General features: G+C 64.7%; 12 protein-coding genes and 1 pseudogene. 5 read left to right on the top strand and 8 right to left on the bottom strand.

Going from position 1 to position 16,838, the window contains the following annotated elements; translation table 11 throughout:
- Positions 1 to 85: 85 nt before the first annotated feature.
- The gene (locus IVB19_RS34475) at positions 86 to 901 is read right to left on the bottom strand and encodes an acyl-CoA thioesterase (RefSeq protein WP_018460051.1); all 816 of its coding nucleotides are present in this window, start codon (positions 899 to 901) and stop codon (positions 86 to 88) included.
- A 94-nt stretch (positions 902 to 995) separates the two neighbouring features.
- Positions 996 to 3,512, bottom strand: a complete 2,517-nt coding sequence (locus IVB19_RS34470; protein WP_085384957.1) for a glycogen/starch/alpha-glucan phosphorylase — start codon at positions 3,510 to 3,512, stop codon at positions 996 to 998.
- A 206-nt stretch (positions 3,513 to 3,718) separates the two neighbouring features.
- Here IVB19_RS34470 and IVB19_RS34465 point away from each other — a divergent pair, with 206 nt between their 5' ends.
- The gene (locus IVB19_RS34465) at positions 3,719 to 3,976 is read left to right on the top strand and encodes a hypothetical protein (protein ID WP_026233931.1); all 258 of its coding nucleotides are present in this window, start codon (positions 3,719 to 3,721) and stop codon (positions 3,974 to 3,976) included.
- Positions 3,977 to 4,039: 63 nt separating this feature from the next.
- On the opposite strand, the pseudogene IVB19_RS34460 reads toward IVB19_RS34465, so the two are convergent.
- Positions 4,040 to 4,329: pseudogene (locus IVB19_RS34460) on the bottom strand (GIY-YIG nuclease family protein).
- 188 nt (positions 4,330 to 4,517) lie between these two features.
- Between IVB19_RS34460 and IVB19_RS34455 the strand changes: the two are divergent.
- A complete protein-coding gene (locus IVB19_RS34455) occupies positions 4,518 to 4,949 on the top strand; it encodes a hypothetical protein (RefSeq protein ID WP_018460048.1) in 432 nt (143 codons plus the stop codon).
- A gap of 156 nt (positions 4,950 to 5,105) precedes the next feature.
- Here IVB19_RS34455 and IVB19_RS34450 read toward each other — a convergent pair whose 3' ends face one another.
- Positions 5,106 to 5,882 (bottom strand): DUF2865 domain-containing protein, encoded by a 777-nt coding sequence (locus IVB19_RS34450; RefSeq protein ID WP_083926594.1) that lies wholly within the window; start codon positions 5,880 to 5,882, stop codon positions 5,106 to 5,108.
- 272 nt (positions 5,883 to 6,154) lie between these two features.
- Positions 6,155 to 6,718, bottom strand: coding sequence for an orotate phosphoribosyltransferase (gene pyrE, locus IVB19_RS34445; RefSeq protein ID WP_018460046.1), 564 nt, complete (start codon positions 6,716 to 6,718; stop codon positions 6,155 to 6,157).
- A 199-nt stretch (positions 6,719 to 6,917) separates the two neighbouring features.
- Here pyrE and IVB19_RS34440 point away from each other — a divergent pair, with 199 nt between their 5' ends.
- On the top strand, positions 6,918 to 7,544 hold the full coding sequence (locus IVB19_RS34440; RefSeq protein WP_018460045.1) for a glutathione S-transferase family protein: 627 nt from the start codon (positions 6,918 to 6,920) through the stop codon (positions 7,542 to 7,544).
- A 40-nt stretch (positions 7,545 to 7,584) separates the two neighbouring features.
- On the opposite strand, the gene IVB19_RS34435 is transcribed toward IVB19_RS34440, so the two are convergent.
- The 3 genes from IVB19_RS34435 to IVB19_RS34425 all read right to left on the bottom strand — a co-directional run bounded on the left by IVB19_RS34435 (position 7,585) and on the right by IVB19_RS34425 (position 12,700).
- On the bottom strand, positions 7,585 to 8,220 hold the full coding sequence (locus IVB19_RS34435) for a LysE family translocator (RefSeq protein ID WP_018460044.1): 636 nt from the start codon (positions 8,218 to 8,220) through the stop codon (positions 7,585 to 7,587).
- Positions 8,221 to 8,341: 121 nt separating this feature from the next.
- Entirely contained in the window at positions 8,342 to 11,422 is a 3,081-nt protein-coding gene (polA, locus tag IVB19_RS34430) for a DNA polymerase I (protein WP_018460043.1), read from the bottom strand.
- A 210-nt stretch (positions 11,423 to 11,632) separates the two neighbouring features.
- Positions 11,633 to 12,700: an acyltransferase family protein gene (locus IVB19_RS34425; protein ID WP_026233930.1), complete on the bottom strand. Its 1,068-nt coding sequence runs from the start codon at positions 12,698 to 12,700 to the stop codon at positions 11,633 to 11,635.
- 193 nt (positions 12,701 to 12,893) lie between these two features.
- Between IVB19_RS34425 and IVB19_RS34420 the strand changes: the two genes are divergently transcribed.
- Positions 12,894 to 14,210 carry a UDP-glucose dehydrogenase family protein gene (locus IVB19_RS34420; RefSeq protein ID WP_018460041.1) on the top strand — a complete coding sequence of 439 codons (1,317 nt, stop codon included), beginning with the start codon at positions 12,894 to 12,896 and terminating at the stop codon, positions 14,208 to 14,210.
- 147 nt (positions 14,211 to 14,357) lie between these two features.
- Complete coding sequence (hrpB, locus tag IVB19_RS34415; RefSeq protein WP_026233929.1) at positions 14,358 to 16,835, top strand: ATP-dependent helicase HrpB; 2,478 nt, start codon at positions 14,358 to 14,360, stop codon at positions 16,833 to 16,835.
- The last annotated feature ends 3 nt before the right edge of the window (positions 16,836 to 16,838 follow it).

Below are 16,838 nucleotides of genomic sequence, written 5' to 3'. Positions count from 1 at the left end.
CTCCACCGTCATTGCGAGCGCAGCGAAGCAATCCAGAATCCCTCCGCGGAAACAGTCTGGATTGATGGCGAACTCGCGGAAGCAGCTACGCCTTGAAATAGGCGATCTGCGTCGTGGTCGCGAGCAGTCTTCCGTTCGGCGACCACAGCTCGGCGTTCTGGTCGGCGTAGCTCTTGTGCATGATCTTTGAATCGGCCGTCGCCAGCACGCGCGTGATGTCCTCGGCGGCGAGCTCTTCGCTGTCAGTGTGGAAATACGTCGTCAGCGACACCGTGCCGAACGGAACCAGCTCGCGTCGCGCGTGGAAGATGCGGCCGAAGAAGGCGTCCGACATCGACATCAGCGACGGCATGTCGAGCTTGCGCGGTTCGCGATCACTGATCCAGAGCTTTGAGTAAGTGCTGGCGAGCTCGGGCTTGAGCGGGCCGATCCGCATCTCGCCCTCGACGAAGCGGAATTCGTACTGGTTGGCCCAGGACGCCGCGATCTTCGGGAACGGCATCGTCTCTTCGAACGGCTTTGCATCGGGATATTGCGCCACCCTGTGCTCCCAGGACGGCCGGCGTTCGGCGAACACGGCGGTGGCGAGCGTTGCGACCTCGCCGCCGCCTTGCGACAGTTCGACGCTCCAGTGCTGGCTGGAGCGATTAGCCTTCACCAGCCGCACGTCCAGATCGAACGGCCCCTTCGCGATCGGCGCGCAGTAATTCACGGTGAGCGCCAGCGGGTCGCCGGCACGTTCCGGATGCTCGATCAGCGCACGCAGGATAGTCGCGGCGGTGGCGCCGCCGAACGGGCCGACAAAGGCCCAGTAATCGTCGCTGGTGTGTCCCTGCCAGCTGGAGTCACCGGCGGTGACGCGGGTGGCGTCGTCGAAAGGGTGCGGGAGCTTGGCGTGCATTATTCGATCCGGCGTTCAATGACGGACGTCATATCACGTCCGCCGCCGGCTTGTGCAATTACCTCGTGAGTAACCGATTTCACGTCGCGGAAATTCAGCCCGCGACGTCGCGCAAGGTCGGCAGCAGCGGCGTGGTGGGGTTGACCGGCACGTTCCAGATCTCCTCGGCGTATTCGCGAATGGTGCGGTCGGAGGAGAACCACGCCATGCGCGCGACGTTGAGGATCGAGGCGCGGGTCCAGGCCGGCGCCACCTGCCAGCGCGCATCGACGCTGCGCTGCGCCTCGTAATAAGAATCGAAGTCGGCGCTGACCATGTAATGGTCGAGATAGCGCAGCGCATGCGCGATCGATTCGAAGCGGCCGGGATCGCCGGGCGAGAATTCGCCGGCGCCGATCGCATTGATGGCGCGCTGGAGCTTCGGCGAATTGCGGATCACGTCGGAGGCGTCCAGCCCTTGCTTGCGCCGGATCATGACATCGCCGGCTTCCATGCCGAAGATCGCGATGTTCTCCGCGCCGACATGGTCGCGGATCTCGATGTTGGCGCCGTCGAGCGTGCCGATCGTGAGGGCGCCATTGAGCGACAGCTTCATGTTGCCGGTGCCGGAGGCTTCCATGCCGGCCGTCGAGATCTGCTCGGAGAGGTCGGCCGCGGGAATGATCACCTCGGCGAGGCTGACATTGTAGTCGGGCAGGAAGACGACCTTGAGCTTGCCGCCGATCGCGGGGTCGTTGTTGACGACTTCCGCAACGTCGTTGATCAGCTTGATGATCAGCTTGGCGTAGCGGTAGCTCGCCGCCGCCTTGCCCGCAAAGATCTTCACCCGCGGCACCCAGTTGCCGTTGGGGTCGTCCTTGATCGCCTGGTACAGCGCGACCGTCTCGATGACATTGAGAAGCTGGCGCTTGTATTCGTGGATGCGCTTGATCTGCACGTCGAACAGCGCGTTCGGGTCGACCTTGATGCCGAGGCGCTCGCCGATCAGGCGCGCCAGCGCCGTCTTGTTGTGAAGCTTGACTGCGCGGAACCTCTTCTGGAATTCGACGTCGCTGGCGCGGGCCTCGATCAGGCTGAGCTGCGTCGGATCATCGAGCACGGCGTCGCCACAGGTCTCGCGCAACAGATCGGTCAGTTTCGGGTTCGCCAGCATCAGCCAGCGGCGGAAGGTGATGCCGTTGGTCTTGTTGGTGATGCGGCCGGGGTAGAGATGGTTGAGGTCGTGGAACACGGTCTCCCGCATCAGGTCCGAATGCATCGCCGAGACGCCGTTGATGCGGTGGGAGCCGACGAAGGCGAGCTGGCCCATGCGCACGCGCCGGCCGCTCCGCTCGTCGATCAGCGACACCGAGGCGCGGAAGTCGATGTCGCCGGGGGCGCGCGCCTCTGCGAGCGCGAGATGCTGCACGTTGATGCGGTAGATGATCTCGAGATGCCGCGGCAACAGCCGTTCGAACAGCTCGACCGGCCAGGTCTCCAGCGCCTCAGGCAGCAGCGTGTGGTTGGTGTAGGACAGCGTGGCGACCGTGATCTTCCAGGCCTCGTCCCAGCGGAAATTGTGGTCGTCGATCAGGATCCGCATCAGCTCGGTGACGGCCAGGCTCGGATGGGTGTCGTTGAGCTGCACCGCGACCTTGCTCGACAGGCTGCGAAGCTGGCCGTCCGACGCAAGGTGCCGCTTGATCAGGTCCTGCAGCGAAGCCGAGACGAAGAAATATTCCTGGCGCAGGCGCAGCTCGCGGCCCGCCGGGCTCTCGTCGTTCGGGTAGAGGAATTTACAGATCGCTTCCGCGCGCGACTGCTCGGCGCTGGCGCTGACATAGTCGCCGGTGTTGAAGGCATCGAGCTTCAACGGATCGGGCGAGCGTGCCGACCACAGCCGCAGCGCGTTGACGTGCTGGCCGCGCCAGCCGACGATCGGCGTGTCATAGGCCATCGCCTGCACGGTCTCGGACGGATGCCAGATCGCGCGATCGCGGCCCTTGTCTTCGACATGCTCGACACCGCCGCCGAAGCGAATGTCATAGATCACTTCGGGCCGCTGCAATTCCCAAGGGTTGCCGAAGCCGAGCCATTCGTCCGGATATTCCTGCTGCCAGCCCTGATTGATGATCTGACGGAACAGGCCGTAATCATAACGGATGCCGTAGCCGATCGCAGGGATCGACAGCGTCGCCATGCTTTCCATGAAGCAGGCGGCGAGACGGCCCAAGCCGCCATTGCCGAGCGCCGCGTCCGGCTCGCATTTGCGCAGCTCAGGCAAGGAAACGCCGAGATCGCCGAGCGCGACCTCGAAGATCTTCAATAGCCCCATATTGTTCAGCGCGTCGCTGAAGAGGCGGCCGATCAGGAATTCGAGCGAGAGATAATAGACCCGCTTGCGCCCCGCATCGTAGCTGTGCTTCTCGGCCGTGAGCCAGCGATGCACGATGCGATCGCGCAGCGCCAGCGCCGCGGCCTGGTACCAGTCGTGCTTGGTGGCCATGCCCGCATCCTTGCCGATGGCAAGGCGCAGCTTCGCCAGGATCGCGCCCTTGATCTCAGCCAGAGCGAGTTCGTCGATGGGCTGGTTGGGGGCGGAGAAATTGGGCTGGAACGATGAATCTTGCAAAGTCGTCACTTCCTGGTCGCGAGAACACTACTGACCCTACGCATCTTGCCTCTGTACGGAACCATTGCTGGTGCGACCGTGCACTGCGTTTGGCGTAAAATTATGCAAGGAACGGGCCGATTTGGGAACCCGGACGCATACGGGGAAACGTGGATTTGGTGCTAGAATGGCGGCCAATTCAGCCATCAGTGTGGAGGAGGCGCCCGATGAACTCTCTGATGAGACCTGTGACGCGACGGCTGATCGAAATCGCCGCCGCCACCTTCCTCGTCGTCTGCATCACCGCGTCCAGCGCCGCCTTCGCCGCCGGCAAGATCGGCCGCAGCGCCGACGGCCTGAGCTGCGCCGTCACGCTTCCGCAAAACGCATCCTCCGCCGCCCGCTGCGCCGCCATCAAGCGCCAATGCGGCGGCAAATTTTACGCAAGCGCGTGCGGGGATAAGTTGATGTCAGCGGCGAATTGAGCAGGGGCTGGTGCAACGAAGAAGGTGTCGTCCTGGCGGAAGCCAGGACCCATTACCCGCCTGTCAGATGAGGCCTGACCGATCATTCCAATCGGGATTTCTTCCTCGATCAGCTTGATCTTCCAGTCCCGCTTCCACAACTTGAGCTGCTTCTCGCGCGCGATCGCCTCCTGCAGTGTTGCGTAGGCTTCGACATGAACGAGGCGGAAGATTTTATACTTGTGCACGAACTTCGAGCCGCGACCCGAACGATGTAGCTCAAGCCGCGCGCGGACGTCGTTGGTGATTCCGATATAGATCGTGTCGTGATGGCGGCTTGCGAGAATGTAGACGAAGTAGCTGCTCGTGCTCATGGCCCAACCCGCAAAAGCAACACTGACCGGGGTAATGGGTCCTGGCTTTCGCCAGGACGACGCTCTCCAACAATCGCGCCTAACATCAGAACAAATTAAGAACACTTTAGCAAGTCTTTGATATATCATTGTGATTCGGCGTGTTGCCGACACCATATCTAGCGTCTGCCAGACTTCGCGAGGACTACATGTCCACCATTGCCTTCGATCAATTTGCCCTCACCAGGATCGCCGATTTCGCGCGCTCGCTGTCGCGGCTGCATCAGGCGGCGCGGCGCCACGCGGTCGACGACGACCAGTTCGACCGCGAGTTCAACGCGGTGTGCCAGTCGATCTGGGGCTACACCATCGACGACGTCAGCGACGATCTGTTTTCGGCGCAGGACCATCTGTTCCTCGACACGCTTGACGAAGCGCATGCGCGCATCTTCGCCGCCGAGCAGGGTTATGATCTCGTCGACGACCAAGGCATGCTCACCGACTGGTGGGGTTTTTGCTGGATGATTTTAGCCGAGAAGCGCGGCCTGCTCACGGCAGACAACCGCGCCGCCGCGCGCGCGGCGATCGAGGAGAAATATCTGGCGGCGCCGAACGTGATCGGCGTGATCATCGGACGGTGACCCACCATCCTCCGTCATTGCGAGGAGCCTCTTGCGACGAAGCAATCCAGAGTGCCTCCACGGAGCCAGACTGGATTGCTTCGCTTCCGCCTTCGCTCTTCGAGCTTCGGCGGACAAGTCGCTCGCAATGACGGCTTGGCTACAGACGAGCCTGAGCTAGTCCAGCCCAGCCCGCTTCGCCGGCTTTTGCGTTTTCGGCACCGTCACGTCGGGGAGCGTCTCGCGCACGATCTCCGCGGCAGGGGCATCCGCCGCCACCGTGTCGGCGCGCACCGGCGCCACCTTCATCTCGCCGAGCCGTGCGCGGACCTGCGCGGTGAGACCGGGATAGGAGGCGACCGGGGTGAAGTCCGCGGCCTGGTCGTTGCCGACGCGGATGCCGGTATAGGCGACGAGACCGTCGCTGGTGGCGATCACGTCGCCGGGCTTTAGCGACGAGTCCAGCGCCAGATCGACCGGAGCAAGGCCGACCGGCTCGCGGCCGTTGCAGGTGCAGTCGGCGCGCAGCGCCTTGCGATAGGCGAACGCGTTCTCGCTATCGGCATAGCGCTCGCCGGTCTGCGACGCCGCGCCGTCGATCGAGGAGCCGAAATAGATCTTGGTGGCGCTTGCAGGACAGAACGCCTGACACATCTGCGCGGGCGAGGTGAGACCGCGCATCAGCGGAAAATATTTGCCGTCGCAGCTGCGCACGCAGAACGCCGGTCCCGAGCCGCCGGCCGCAGCCGAACGTGTCGGCGGCACGTATGGCGGACTTGCGCCGTTCTGCTGGCCGGTGAATGGATCGGCGTAGGAGCTCGGCTGCTGCGGCACCTCACGCTGCGGCCGCTGCTGCTGCTGCATTCCGCCGAAGAAGAAGTCGAACAGGCCTTCGGCCGAAACCGGGGCCGGAGCCGCAACCAGCGGTGCTGCCAATGTGGCGGCTACGAGCATCGCGCGACGCCACCGGCGCGCATGGGACATGACTGTACGCAAACGCTTACTCCACCCGGCGCTACCCAACCGGCCGGGACCATCAGGTCTCAGCACATGATTCACCATAAGGCGGGATGGTAAATGAGCGGTTGAGGGGGGAGGAGCGGTGTCGCCGGACGGGTGGACCTCGTCCATGGCCGGGCTTGTCCCGGCCATCCAGGATCTCTGGTGCGGCAAAGACGTGGATGCCCGGTCAAGCCCGGGCACGACGGCGGAAAAAGTCTAGCCGCTCAAGCCTTCAAGAACTCCGACGCCTTGTACAGCGAGCGGAACGGCAGCCCGGCCGCGCCAAAGGTGTCGTCGGCGCCTTCCTCGCGGTCGACCATGGTCAGCACCAGCACCACTTCCGCGCCGGTCTCGCGCACCGCTTCCACGGCCTTCATCGCCGAGCCGCCGGTGGTGGTGACATCCTCGACGATCACGACGCGCTTGCCCTCCAGCGTCTCGCCCCTGGGCAGCCCCTCGATCGCAAGCTTCGCGCCATGCTCCTTCGGCTTCTTGCGCACGAAGAAGGCCGCGATGGGATGGCCCTTGATCCAGGAGATCTGCGCCAGCGCGCCGGCCAGCGGCACCGCGCCCATCTCAAGCCCGCCGATGAAATCGAGCTGGTCATCCTTCAGCGCCTCATAGGTCAACTCGGCGAGCAGGGTCGCACCCTCCGGGTCGAGCATGGTCGGCTTGAGGTTGAAGTAGAAGTCGCTCTTGCGGCCCGACGCGAGCGTCACCTCGCCGCGGCCGAAGGAGCGCCGGCGGATGATCTCGAACAGGCGGGCGCGGGAGGCTGATTTAGACACGGCGGGCCCTCGGGAGCATTTTTGGAGGTGGCGGAATTTATCCGCGACGGCCTCGACATTCCAGAGGGGGCTTCCCCCGTCAACAGGGATCGGCCATCCCGGGCGGCCGGTTGTGGGGGTGCAACGTTCTGGGGTAGGTGGATGCCGGATATCTCGGGCAAGAAAACCTGCAAGAAGGCTGGGCAAGGACACGCGACAAATGACCATCGAGCTGCACACCTGGAACACGCCGAACGGCCGCAAGATCTCGGTCGCGCTGGAGGAGATGGGGCTGCCCTACAAGGGGATCCCGGTGAATATCAGCAAGGGCGAACAGATGGCGCCGGAGTTCCTGAAGCTCTCACCCAACAACAAGATCCCCGCGATCGTCGATCCTGATGGCCCGGACGGCAAGCCCGTCAGCATCTTCGAGTCGGGTGCGATCCTGCTGTATCTCGGCGAAAAGACCGGCAAATTTCTGCCGAAATCGCTTTCGGGCCGCATTCCCGTTTATGAATGGTTGATGTGGCAGATGGGCGGTTTCGGGCCGATGCCGGGCCAGGTGCACCATTTCATCGCGCTCGAGAACGAGCAGGACCGCGCCTACGGCCTCAAGCGCTACATGGCCGAGACGCGACGGCTCTACGGCGTCCTCGACCGCCGGCTGGAGTCCAGCGATTTCGTCGCCGGCGAGCTCTCGATCGCCGATTTTGCCATCCTGGGCTGGGCCTGGCGTCACCCTCGCCACAAGGTTGACCTGGCCGACTTTCCCAACGTCAAGCGCTGGTACGAGGCCCTGATGGCCCGCCCGGCGGTGAAGCGGGGCATGGAGGCGAAGCTAGATTGATCTTTCTCTCCCTCTCCCCGCAAGCGGGGAGAGGGGAAAATCACACCTTCCGCGCTTCCACCGCCATCCGCACCGCAAGCCCGGCCAGCACCGTGCCCATCAGCCAACGCTGGACCAGCATCCAGCTTGGCCGGCTTGCGAGAAACAGCGCGATCGACCCGGCCGCGAGCGCGATCATCGCATTCACGCTGACACTGATCGCGATCTGGATCGCGCCGAGCACCACTGACTGCGCCAGCACGCTGCCGGCGGTGGGATCGATGAACTGCGGCAGCAGCGCGAGGTAAAGCATCGCGATCTTCGGGTTGAGCAGATTGGTGACGAACCCCATCGCGAACAATTTGCGCGGGCTGTCGATCGCAAGCTGCTTCACCTGGAACGGCGAGCGCCCGCCCGGCTTCACTGCCTGCCAGGCCAGCCACAACAGATAACCCGCGCCGGCAAAGCGCAGCGCGTCATAGGCGAAGGGAACGGCGAGCAGCAGCGCCGTGATGCCGAATGCCGCGCACAGCATGTAGAACAAGAAGCCGAGCGCCACGCCGCCGAGCGAGACGATGCCCGCCGCAGGCCCTTGCGTGATCGAACGCGAGATCAGGTAGATCATGTTCGGCCCGGGCGTGAGCACGAGGCCGAGGCAGACGAGAGCGAAGCCGAGCAGGGCGGAGGCGTGGGGCATGGCTGAACCGGTGCGGGAGACGGCACGGTTCTAATATGCGTGGCGCAGTGGGGCCATCGCGCAATTGCTCGGAGGACAATTCAGCTTGTGCGTGTGCCTTCGCCGGGGCGGTACCGTCCGATCAATGCGCCTCGTCCCAATTGTTCGCTGCGCGTGCATCGACATGCAGCGGCACCGAGAGCAGCACGGCCGGGAACGGCGCGTCCTGCATCACGTGCTGCACGACGGGGAGCGTCGCCTCGACCTCCGCGTCCGGTACCTCGAAGATCAATTCGTCATGCACCTGCAGCAGCATCTGCGCAGACAGTTTCTTCAGGACCAGGGCATCCTCCATCCGCGTCATGGCGCGGCGGATGATGTCGGCGGCGGTGCCCTGGAGCCGGGCGTTGATCGCGGCGCGCTCGTTGAAGGCGCGCACCGAGGCGTTCGAAGCCTTGATGTCGGGATAGTACATCTTCCGTCCGAACAGCGTGGTGACGTAGCCGTGGTTCCGGCAGAAGTCGCGCGTCTCGTCCATGTAGGCGCGGATGCCGGGGAAGCGTTCGAAGTATTTCTTGATGTAGGCGGAGGCCTCTTCGCGCGCGATGCCGAGCTGGTTGGCAAGGCCGAATGCCGAAATGCCGTAGATGATGCCGAAATTGATCGCCTTGGCCCGGCGCCGGATTTCGCTCGGCATGCCCTTGATCGGCACGCCGAACATTTCCGATGCCGTCATGGCGTGAATGTCCAGACCGTCGCGAAACGCCTGCTGCAGCACGGGAATGTCGGCGATCTCGGCGAGCAGCCGCAGCTCGATCTGTGAATAGTCGGCGGAGACCAGCTTGTGCCCTGGCGTTGCGATGAAGGCGCGCCGGATCTTGCGCCCGTCCTCAGTGCGCACCGGAATGTTCTGCAAATTCGGCTCGTTCGACGACAGTCGGCCCGTCGTGGTCGCGGCCAGCGCGTAGGTCGTGTGGACGCGGTGGGTCTGGGGATTGACGTAGGTCGGCAGCGCGTCGGTGTAGGTCGATTTCAGCTTAGAGACCTGGCGCCACTCCAGGATCTTCCGCGGGAGCTCGTGGCCCTGCTCGGCGAGTTCGTCGAGCACCTGAGCGGTGGTCGACCACGCGCCGGTCTTGGTCTTGGTGCCGCCCGACAGTCCCATCTTGCCGAACAGGATGTCGCCGATCTGCTTCGGGCTGCCGACATTGACCGGCTCGCCCGCGATCTGCTGGATCTCGGCTTCGACACGGGCCGCAGTCTGGGCGAAGTCGCCGGAGAGACGCGACAGCACCTGACGATCGATCGAGATGCCGCGCCGCTCCATGCGTGCGAGCACCGCGACCAGCGGGCGTTCCAGCGTCTCGTAGACCGTGGTCATGTGCTCGGCGATGAGGCGCGGCTTCAGCACGCGCCAGACGCGCAAGGTCACGTCGGCGCCTTCCGCCGACAGCGACGCGGCCTTGTCGATCGGCACCTGGTCGAACGTGATCTTGCCCTTGCCGCTGCCGAGCAGCTCGTTGTCTTTGAGCATCGCGTGACCGAACCAGCGCTCGGACAGTTGCTCCAGCGCGTGCGAGCCGCGGCCGGCATCGAGCACGTAGGAGATCAGCTGCGCATCATCGGTGTTGCGCAGTGTGATGCCGTGCTGCGCCAGCATCACCGCGGTGAATTTGACTTCGAAGCCGATCTTGAGAATGCCTGGTGATTCCAGCACCGGCCGCAACGCTTCGATCGCATCAGTGTGCTTGACCTGGTCGGGCGCGAGGCCCGCGTCGAACAGGCCGGCGCCGCCGCCGGACTGCTTGTGCGCCAGCGGCACGTAGCAGGCCTCGTTCGGCGCCAGCGCCAGCGCGATACCGCAGAGGTCGGCCTGCATCGGATCGATCGAGTTTCCCCGGATCTCGACCGCGACATGGCCGGCATCGTGAATGCGCGCGATGAACGCGTTCAATTCCGCGAGCGTCTTGATGGCCTGGTACTTGCTGCGGTCGACCGGAAGCTTGCGCAAAGCCTCTTCCCGCGCGGCGGCGAGCGAAATCGGCGCGCCCTTCGGACTCGCGGCCTTGTCCTCCTTGCTCGCCGAAGGGTTGCGCTGGCCCACCGGAACTTGCGCCGGCGCGCCGGGTCCCGGGGCCGGCACGACGTCCGAAGGCGGCAGCGGCGAGAAGACGCTGGCGCCGCTGGAATAGCCGGGATCTGCATCGACGTTGGCCGGGTCAATCTGCGAGAATTCGGCGACGCGGCGCGTCAGCGTGGAAAACTCCATCGCCTTCAGGAACGCGATCAGCTTGCGCGCATCGGGCTCGTGGACGGCGAGATCGTCCAACGGGACGTCGAGGTCGACCTTGTCGTCGAGCAATACGAGCTGCCGCGAGATGCGCGCCTTCTCGGCGTTCTCGATCAGCGCCTCGCGCCGCTTCGGCTGCTTGATTTCGGTGGCGCGGAACAGCAATTGCTCGAGATCGCCATATTCGACGATCAGCTGCGCCGCGGTCTTGATGCCGATGCCGGGCACGCCAGGAACGTTGTCGGTGGAATCGCCGGCCAGCGCCTGCACTTCCACCACCTTCTCCGGCGGCACGCCAAACTTCTCGATCACCTCGGGGATGCCAATGCGGCGGTCCTTCATGGTGTCGTACATGGTGACGCAGTCGGTGACGAGCTGCATCAGGTCCTTGTCGGAGGACACGATTGTCGCGCTTGCGCCGCGCTCGCAGGCTTGCCGTACATAGGTCGCAATCAAATCGTCGGCCTCGAAGCCCACCTGTTCCAGGCAAGGCAGGTCGAAGGCGCGCACCGCCTCGCGGATCAGCGAAAATTGCGGGATCAGATCGTCCGGGGCCGGCTGCCGGTGTGCCTTGTACTCAGGATAGATCTTGTTGCGGAAGGTGATTTCCGACTTGTCGAAAATGATCGCCAGATGGGTCGGCCGGTTGTCCTCGGGCATCTCGCGCAACAGCTTCCACAGCATGTTGCAGAAGCCGAGCACGGCATTGACCTGCAAGCCGTCGGACTTGCGGTTCATCGGCGGCAGCGCATGGTAGGCGCGGAAGATGTAGCCGGAACCGTCGACCAGGAAGACATGATCGCCCTTGCCGGCCGCCTTCGCGGCAACGGGCTTGGCAGCAGCTGTCGCAGCAGCGGGCTTGGTTTCGGCGGCCTTGGGCGCGGCAGCCTTGGTGTCAGCTTGGGCGGTGGTCTTTGGGGAGCTCTTGGGCATGGCCGCAATGTATGAATTTTTGCGGGATTTGACAGCCTTGGGAGGTGGATTTTTGGCTTGCGGATGCCGCTATCCCCACTGTCATTTCCCGCATCCCCCGCTGTCATTCCCCGCGACGGCGGGGAATCCAGTACGCTGCGGCTTCTCCGTATACGACTGCTGCCCTCTGGAATACTGGATCCCCGCCTTCGCGGGGATGACAGCAGAGTATCACTCCGCCGCCTGCAACACCGCGCTTGTCTTCTTCGGCGCGATCCAGAACGCATCGGGCCGCTCGAACAGGAAGTTGCCGCCAAGGCGCAGTGCGATCTGCCAGATTGCGAGCGAGCCGATCACGCCGGCGATGGTCACGATCAGCGACACCGCACCGATGTCGGGAATGATGCCCGTGCGCAAGAGCAGCGTCCGTGTCGCCGCCATCGGCAGGAAGAAGGCGAGATAGATCACGATCGAATGCTCGCCGCAGAAGCGGAAGACATTCAGCCATTGCACGCGCGCGAGCAGCGTGCCCATCGTGATGATGGCGCAGGCGCCGGCGAAGCCGAGCACGAGCGATACGATTTTCCATTCGCTGGCGCCGAGCGCAACGAGGCCGGCATTGACCAGCACCCATGTCGCGAGCGCTGTCAGCGCCCATGCGGGATGATTGCGCGCGCGGTCCGACAGCGCGAACACGTAGGGCGCGAACAGATAGCCCGAATAGAAATAGATGAAGCGCGCGCAGAACTCGTCGATCGCGGTCCAGCCGGTCGAAATGCGCGCCGTCTCCAGCGCGGCCGCGACGAGCCATATCGCGGGCTGCGGCATGCGCCGTGTCAGTTTTGTGACGACGAAGAAGATCGGCAGGAGGTAGATGAACCATAGCGTGCCGAACGGCTCGACGAAGGATTCCAGATATAGCAATCCGGCGTCGCGCCAGCTCGTTTCCGCTGCGAATGCGGGGGCCTTGAAGCCGAACTGGATTGTCACCCAGACGACATAGAAATAGGCGAAATGCACCATCTTGCGGTCGAGATAGGTTCGCCAGTCCCGGTCGATCACCAGTGACAGGAACAGACCCGAAATCAGGAAGAAATCCGGCATCCGGAATGGCTTCGCGAAGGCCACCAAAACATGCATGAAACCGGTCTCGCCGGCGGCAAGCTCGACCCCCAGCACCGAATGCATCATCACGACCATGACGATGCAGATGCCCTTGGCGTAATCGACCCAATCGACGCGCGCAGCAGCCGGGGCCTTGAGTCCCCCGCTCGCGGCGATTGTGCCTGATGGTGCCATGGTGTCTCTTTTCGAGGCGTGTTCCGCCAGCATCTGTGTGAACGCGGAGCAGTTTGCCGCCTTGCAGCTTACGATTTCTTTACTGGTACAATTGCTGTGCCGTTTTTTGCACGCGGGCTGTTCCCTCACCCCGGGAAAATGCTAAACCGCCGTGGAATTGGGGTTTTGTTAACCAAGCCAAACAGGGTTTTTCATGCGCATTGCTATGATCGGCACGGGCTATGTGGGACTGGTGTCCGGAGCCTGCTTTGCGGATTTCGGCCACGACGTCATCTGCGTCGACAAGGACGAGAAGAAGATCGCGGCCCTTCATCGCGGCGAGATCCCGATCTACGAGCCTGGGCTCGACGAGCTGGTGGCGACCAACGTCAAGGCCAAGCGGCTGGAGTTCACCACCGATTTGTCCAAGCCGGTTGCGGATGCCGATGCTGTCTTCATCGCGGTCGGCACGCCGTCGCGCCGCGGCGACGGCCATGCTGATCTGTCCTACGTCTATGCCGCTGCGAAAGAGATCGCGCAGTCGCTGTCCGGCTTCACCGTCGTCGTGACCAAGTCGACCGTTCCGGTCGGCACCGGCGACGAGGTCGAGCGCATCATCGGCGAGACCAATCCCAAAGCCGACGTCGTCGTCGCCTCGAATCCCGAATTCCTGCGCGAGGGCGCGGCGATCCGCGACTTCAAATTCCCCGACCGCATCGTCGTCGGCACCTCCGACGAGCGCGGCCGCAAGGTGATGAGCGATATCTATCGTCCGCTGTCGCTGAACCAGGCGCCGCTGATGTTCACGGAACGCCGCACCGCCGAGATGATCAAATACGCCGCCAACGCCTTCCTCGCGACCAAGATCACCTTCATCAACGAGATCGCGGACCTCTCCGAAAAGGTCGGCGCCAACGTGCAGGAGGTCGCGCGCGGCATTGGCCTGGACAACCGCATCGGCACCAAGTTCCTGCACGCCGGTCCGGGCTTCGGCGGCTCCTGCTTCCCAAAGGACACCAAGGCGCTGATCAAGATCGCGCAGGACTACGACGTGAGCTTGCGCATCGTCGAATCCGTGCTCGCGGTCAACGAGAACCGCAAGCGGGCGATGGCGCGAAAAGTGAGCCAGGCGCTCGGCGGTTCGCTGCGCGGCAAGACCATCGCCGTGCTCGGGCTCACCTTCAAGCCCGACACCGACGACATGCGCGACGCGCCGTCGATCCCGCTGGTGACCGGCCTGATCGACATGGGCGCGAAGGTGAAGGCCTTCGATCCCGTCGGCATGGAGCAGGCGAAGACTGAGCTGCCCAGCATCACTTATTGCGAAGACGCCTATTCCTGCGCGGAAGGCGCCGATGCGATCGTGATCGTCACCGAATGGGTGCAGTTCCGTGCGCTCGACCTCGACCGGCTGAAGGCAACCATGGCACAGCCCGTCATTGTCGACTTGCGCAACATCTACCGCCCCGAGGAGATGGCTGCGGCCGGCTTCGTCTATGAGAGTGTTGGACGGCCGCCGGTGCAGGGCTAGCGATCCGACCTCGCAACGATTCCGTCATGGCCGGGCTTGTCCCGGCCATCCACGTCTGTTTTCTAGTGTGACGACGTGGATGCCCGGCGACTTCCGTGCGAAGACGCGCTTCGCGCTTTTTGCTCGGGCGTGACGAATGGACAGGCCTTGCCCCTCAGTTTCGACACGCCCCTCCCGATCGATGCCGTGCTCGACGACCTCTCGCGCACGCTGGAGGCGCATCATGCCGCCGTGCTGGTGGCCCCTCCTGGCGCCGGCAAGACCACGCGCGTGCCACTGGCGCTGCTCGATGCCCCCTGGGCCAAAGGCAAGAAGATCATCGTGCTGGAGCCGCGGCGCATCGCGGCGCGCGCCAGCGCCGACCGCATGGCCAAATCACTCGGCGAACGCGCCGGCGAGACTGTCGGCTATCGCGTCCGCTTCGGCTCGAAGATCTCGCGCGCGACCCGCATCGAGGTGGTGACGGAGGGCATCTTCACCCGCCAGATTCTCGACGATCCCGAACTGTCGGGCATCGCCGCCGTGCTGTTCGACGAATTCCACGAGCGCTCGCTCGATGCCGACATGGGCCTGGCGCTGGCGCGCGACGCGCAGCTGGGCTTGCGCGAGGATTTGCGCATCCTCGTGATGTCGGCAACGCTCGATGGCGCCCGCGTGGCAAAATTGCTGGGCGAAGCGCCCGTCGTCGAAAGCGAGGGCCGCGCCTTTCCGGTCGAGACGCGCTATCTCGGCCGCAAGGCTGACGCGCCGATCGAGCGGCAGATGGCGGATGCGATCGCCTCGGCGCTGCGGGCCGATGCCGGCTCGGTGCTGGCGTTCCTGCCGGGCGCCGCCGAAATCCGCCGCACCCAGAATTTCCTCGCCGAACGCATACACGATTCCAGCATTGAAATCGTGCCGCTGTTTGGCGCGCTCGACGCCGCCGTGCAGGATCGTGCCATCTCGCCGGCGCCCAAGGGCACGCGCAAGGTGGTGCTGGCGACCTCGATCGCGGAGACCTCGCTCACCATCGAGGGCGTGCGCATCGTGGTCGATTCCGGTCTCGCCCGCGTGCCGCGCTACGAGCCCGACATCGGCTTGACCCGGCTCGAGACCGTGCGCGTCTCCCGCGCGGCGGCGGACCAGCGCCGCGGCCGCGCCGGCCGCACCGAGCCCGGTGTCTGCTACCGGCTCTGGGACGAACCTCAGACAGCCTCGCTAGCGCCCTACACCCAGCCCGAGATCCTCAGCGCCGATCTGTCCTCGCTGGTGCTCGATCTCGCGCAATGGGGCGTCGCCGATCCTGCCGCGCTGTCGTTTCTCGACCCGCCGCCGCAGCCGGCCTGGAAGGAAGCAAAAAGCCTGCTCTCCGAGCTCAACGCGCTCGATGGCGATGGCCGCATCACCGCGGAGGGCAAGAGCCTGCGCGCGCTGGCGCTGCCGCCGCGGCTCGCGCGCATGATCGTGGATTCGCACCGTGCCGGCGAAGGCGAGGCCGCCGCCGAGATCGCGGCCATCATCACCGAGCGCGGGCTCGGCGGCGACAGCGTCGATCTCGAGCACCGGCGCGATCAGTTCCGCCGCGACCGTTCCCCGCGTGCCGCAAGCGCGCGCGACCTCGCCCGGCGCTGGGCTTCGCAGGTGGCGGCGTCAGAGAAGGCGGCGACCGCAGAAGGTGACCTCTCGACCGGCCTGATGCTCGCCTACGCCTTCCCGGATCGCGTCGCGCGCAACCGCGGCAATGGCAGCTTCGTGCTCGCCAACGGCCGGGGTGCTGCGGTGGATCAGACCTCGTCGCTCGCGCGCACGCCTTATATCGCGGTCGGCGAGATGACCGGCACGGCGGCGAGCGGGCGCATTCTGCTCGCGGCGCAAATCTCGCAGGACGAGATCGAGCGGCATTTCGCCGAGCATATCGAATCCGTCGAGGAGATCTCGTTCGATCGCGGCGCGATGGCGCTGCGGGCGCGGCGCAAGCGCGCGCTGCACGCGATCACGCTCTCCGAGGCGACGCTCGCCGTGTCGCCCTCGGGGGACACTGCGCGCATCTTCGCCGACGGGTTGATCGCCGCCGGACTCGACCGGCTGCCCTGGTCGAAGGTAGCCAAACAATGGCGCGATCGCGTGATGTTTTTGCGCAGGGCCGAAGGCGACAGCTGGCCCGATCTCTCGGACGACGGATTGATCGCGCGGCGCGACGATTGGCTGGTGCCGGCGCTCTACGACATGATCGCGCTGAAGGATATTTCCGCCGGCGATCTCTCCGACGCGTTGATGGCTTTGTTGCCGTGGGAGATGCGCGCGCGGCTCGACCGCGAGGCGCCGACGCATTTCGAGGCCCCGACCGGCAGCGTGCTCGCGATCGACTATGAAGCCGAGCAGGGGCCGACCATCGCGGTGCGGCTGCAGGAATTGTTCGGCCTCAACACCCATCCCTCGATCGCCGCCGGCAAGGTGCCGCTGGTGCTGGAACTGCTGTCGCCGGCGCAGCGCCCGGTGCAGGTGACGCGCGATCTCCCCGGTTTCTGGCGCGGCAGCTACAGTGCCGTGCGGTCCGATTTGCGCGGCCGCTACCCGCGCCATCCCTGGCCGGAAGATCCGGCGAATGCGCTGCCGACCCGGCGGGTCAAGCCGCGCGGGACGTGAGGC

It is taken from the genome of Bradyrhizobium sp. 187 (assembly GCF_023101005.1).
Lineage (GTDB): Bacteria > Pseudomonadota > Alphaproteobacteria > Rhizobiales > Xanthobacteraceae > Bradyrhizobium > Bradyrhizobium canariense_D.
Note: the sequence above shows the minus strand (reverse complement) of the source record. Positions and strands in the feature narration are given on the sequence as shown.

What these genes read in the sequence shown, in the direction of transcription:
- IVB19_RS34475 (WP_018460051.1), bottom strand. Translation starts at nt 901, where the DNA reads ATGCACGCCAAGCTCCCGCACCCTTTCGACGACGCCACCCGCGTCACC.
- IVB19_RS34455 (WP_018460048.1), top strand. Translation starts at nt 4,518, where the DNA reads ATGTCCACCATTGCCTTCGATCAATTTGCCCTCACCAGGATCGCCGAT.
- IVB19_RS34440 (WP_018460045.1), top strand. Translation starts at nt 6,918, where the DNA reads ATGACCATCGAGCTGCACACCTGGAACACGCCGAACGGCCGCAAGATC.
- IVB19_RS34465 (WP_026233931.1), top strand. Translation starts at nt 3,719, where the DNA reads ATGAACTCTCTGATGAGACCTGTGACGCGACGGCTGATCGAAATCGCC.
- IVB19_RS34425 (WP_026233930.1), bottom strand. Translation starts at nt 12,700, where the DNA reads ATGGCACCATCAGGCACAATCGCCGCGAGCGGGGGACTCAAGGCCCCG.
- IVB19_RS34450 (WP_083926594.1), bottom strand. Translation starts at nt 5,882, where the DNA reads ATGCTCGTAGCCGCCACATTGGCAGCACCGCTGGTTGCGGCTCCGGCC.
- polA (WP_018460043.1), bottom strand. Translation starts at nt 11,422, where the DNA reads ATGCCCAAGAGCTCCCCAAAGACCACCGCCCAAGCTGACACCAAGGCT.
- IVB19_RS34435 (WP_018460044.1), bottom strand. Translation starts at nt 8,220, where the DNA reads ATGCCCCACGCCTCCGCCCTGCTCGGCTTCGCTCTCGTCTGCCTCGGC.
- IVB19_RS34420 (WP_018460041.1), top strand. Translation starts at nt 12,894, where the DNA reads ATGCGCATTGCTATGATCGGCACGGGCTATGTGGGACTGGTGTCCGGA.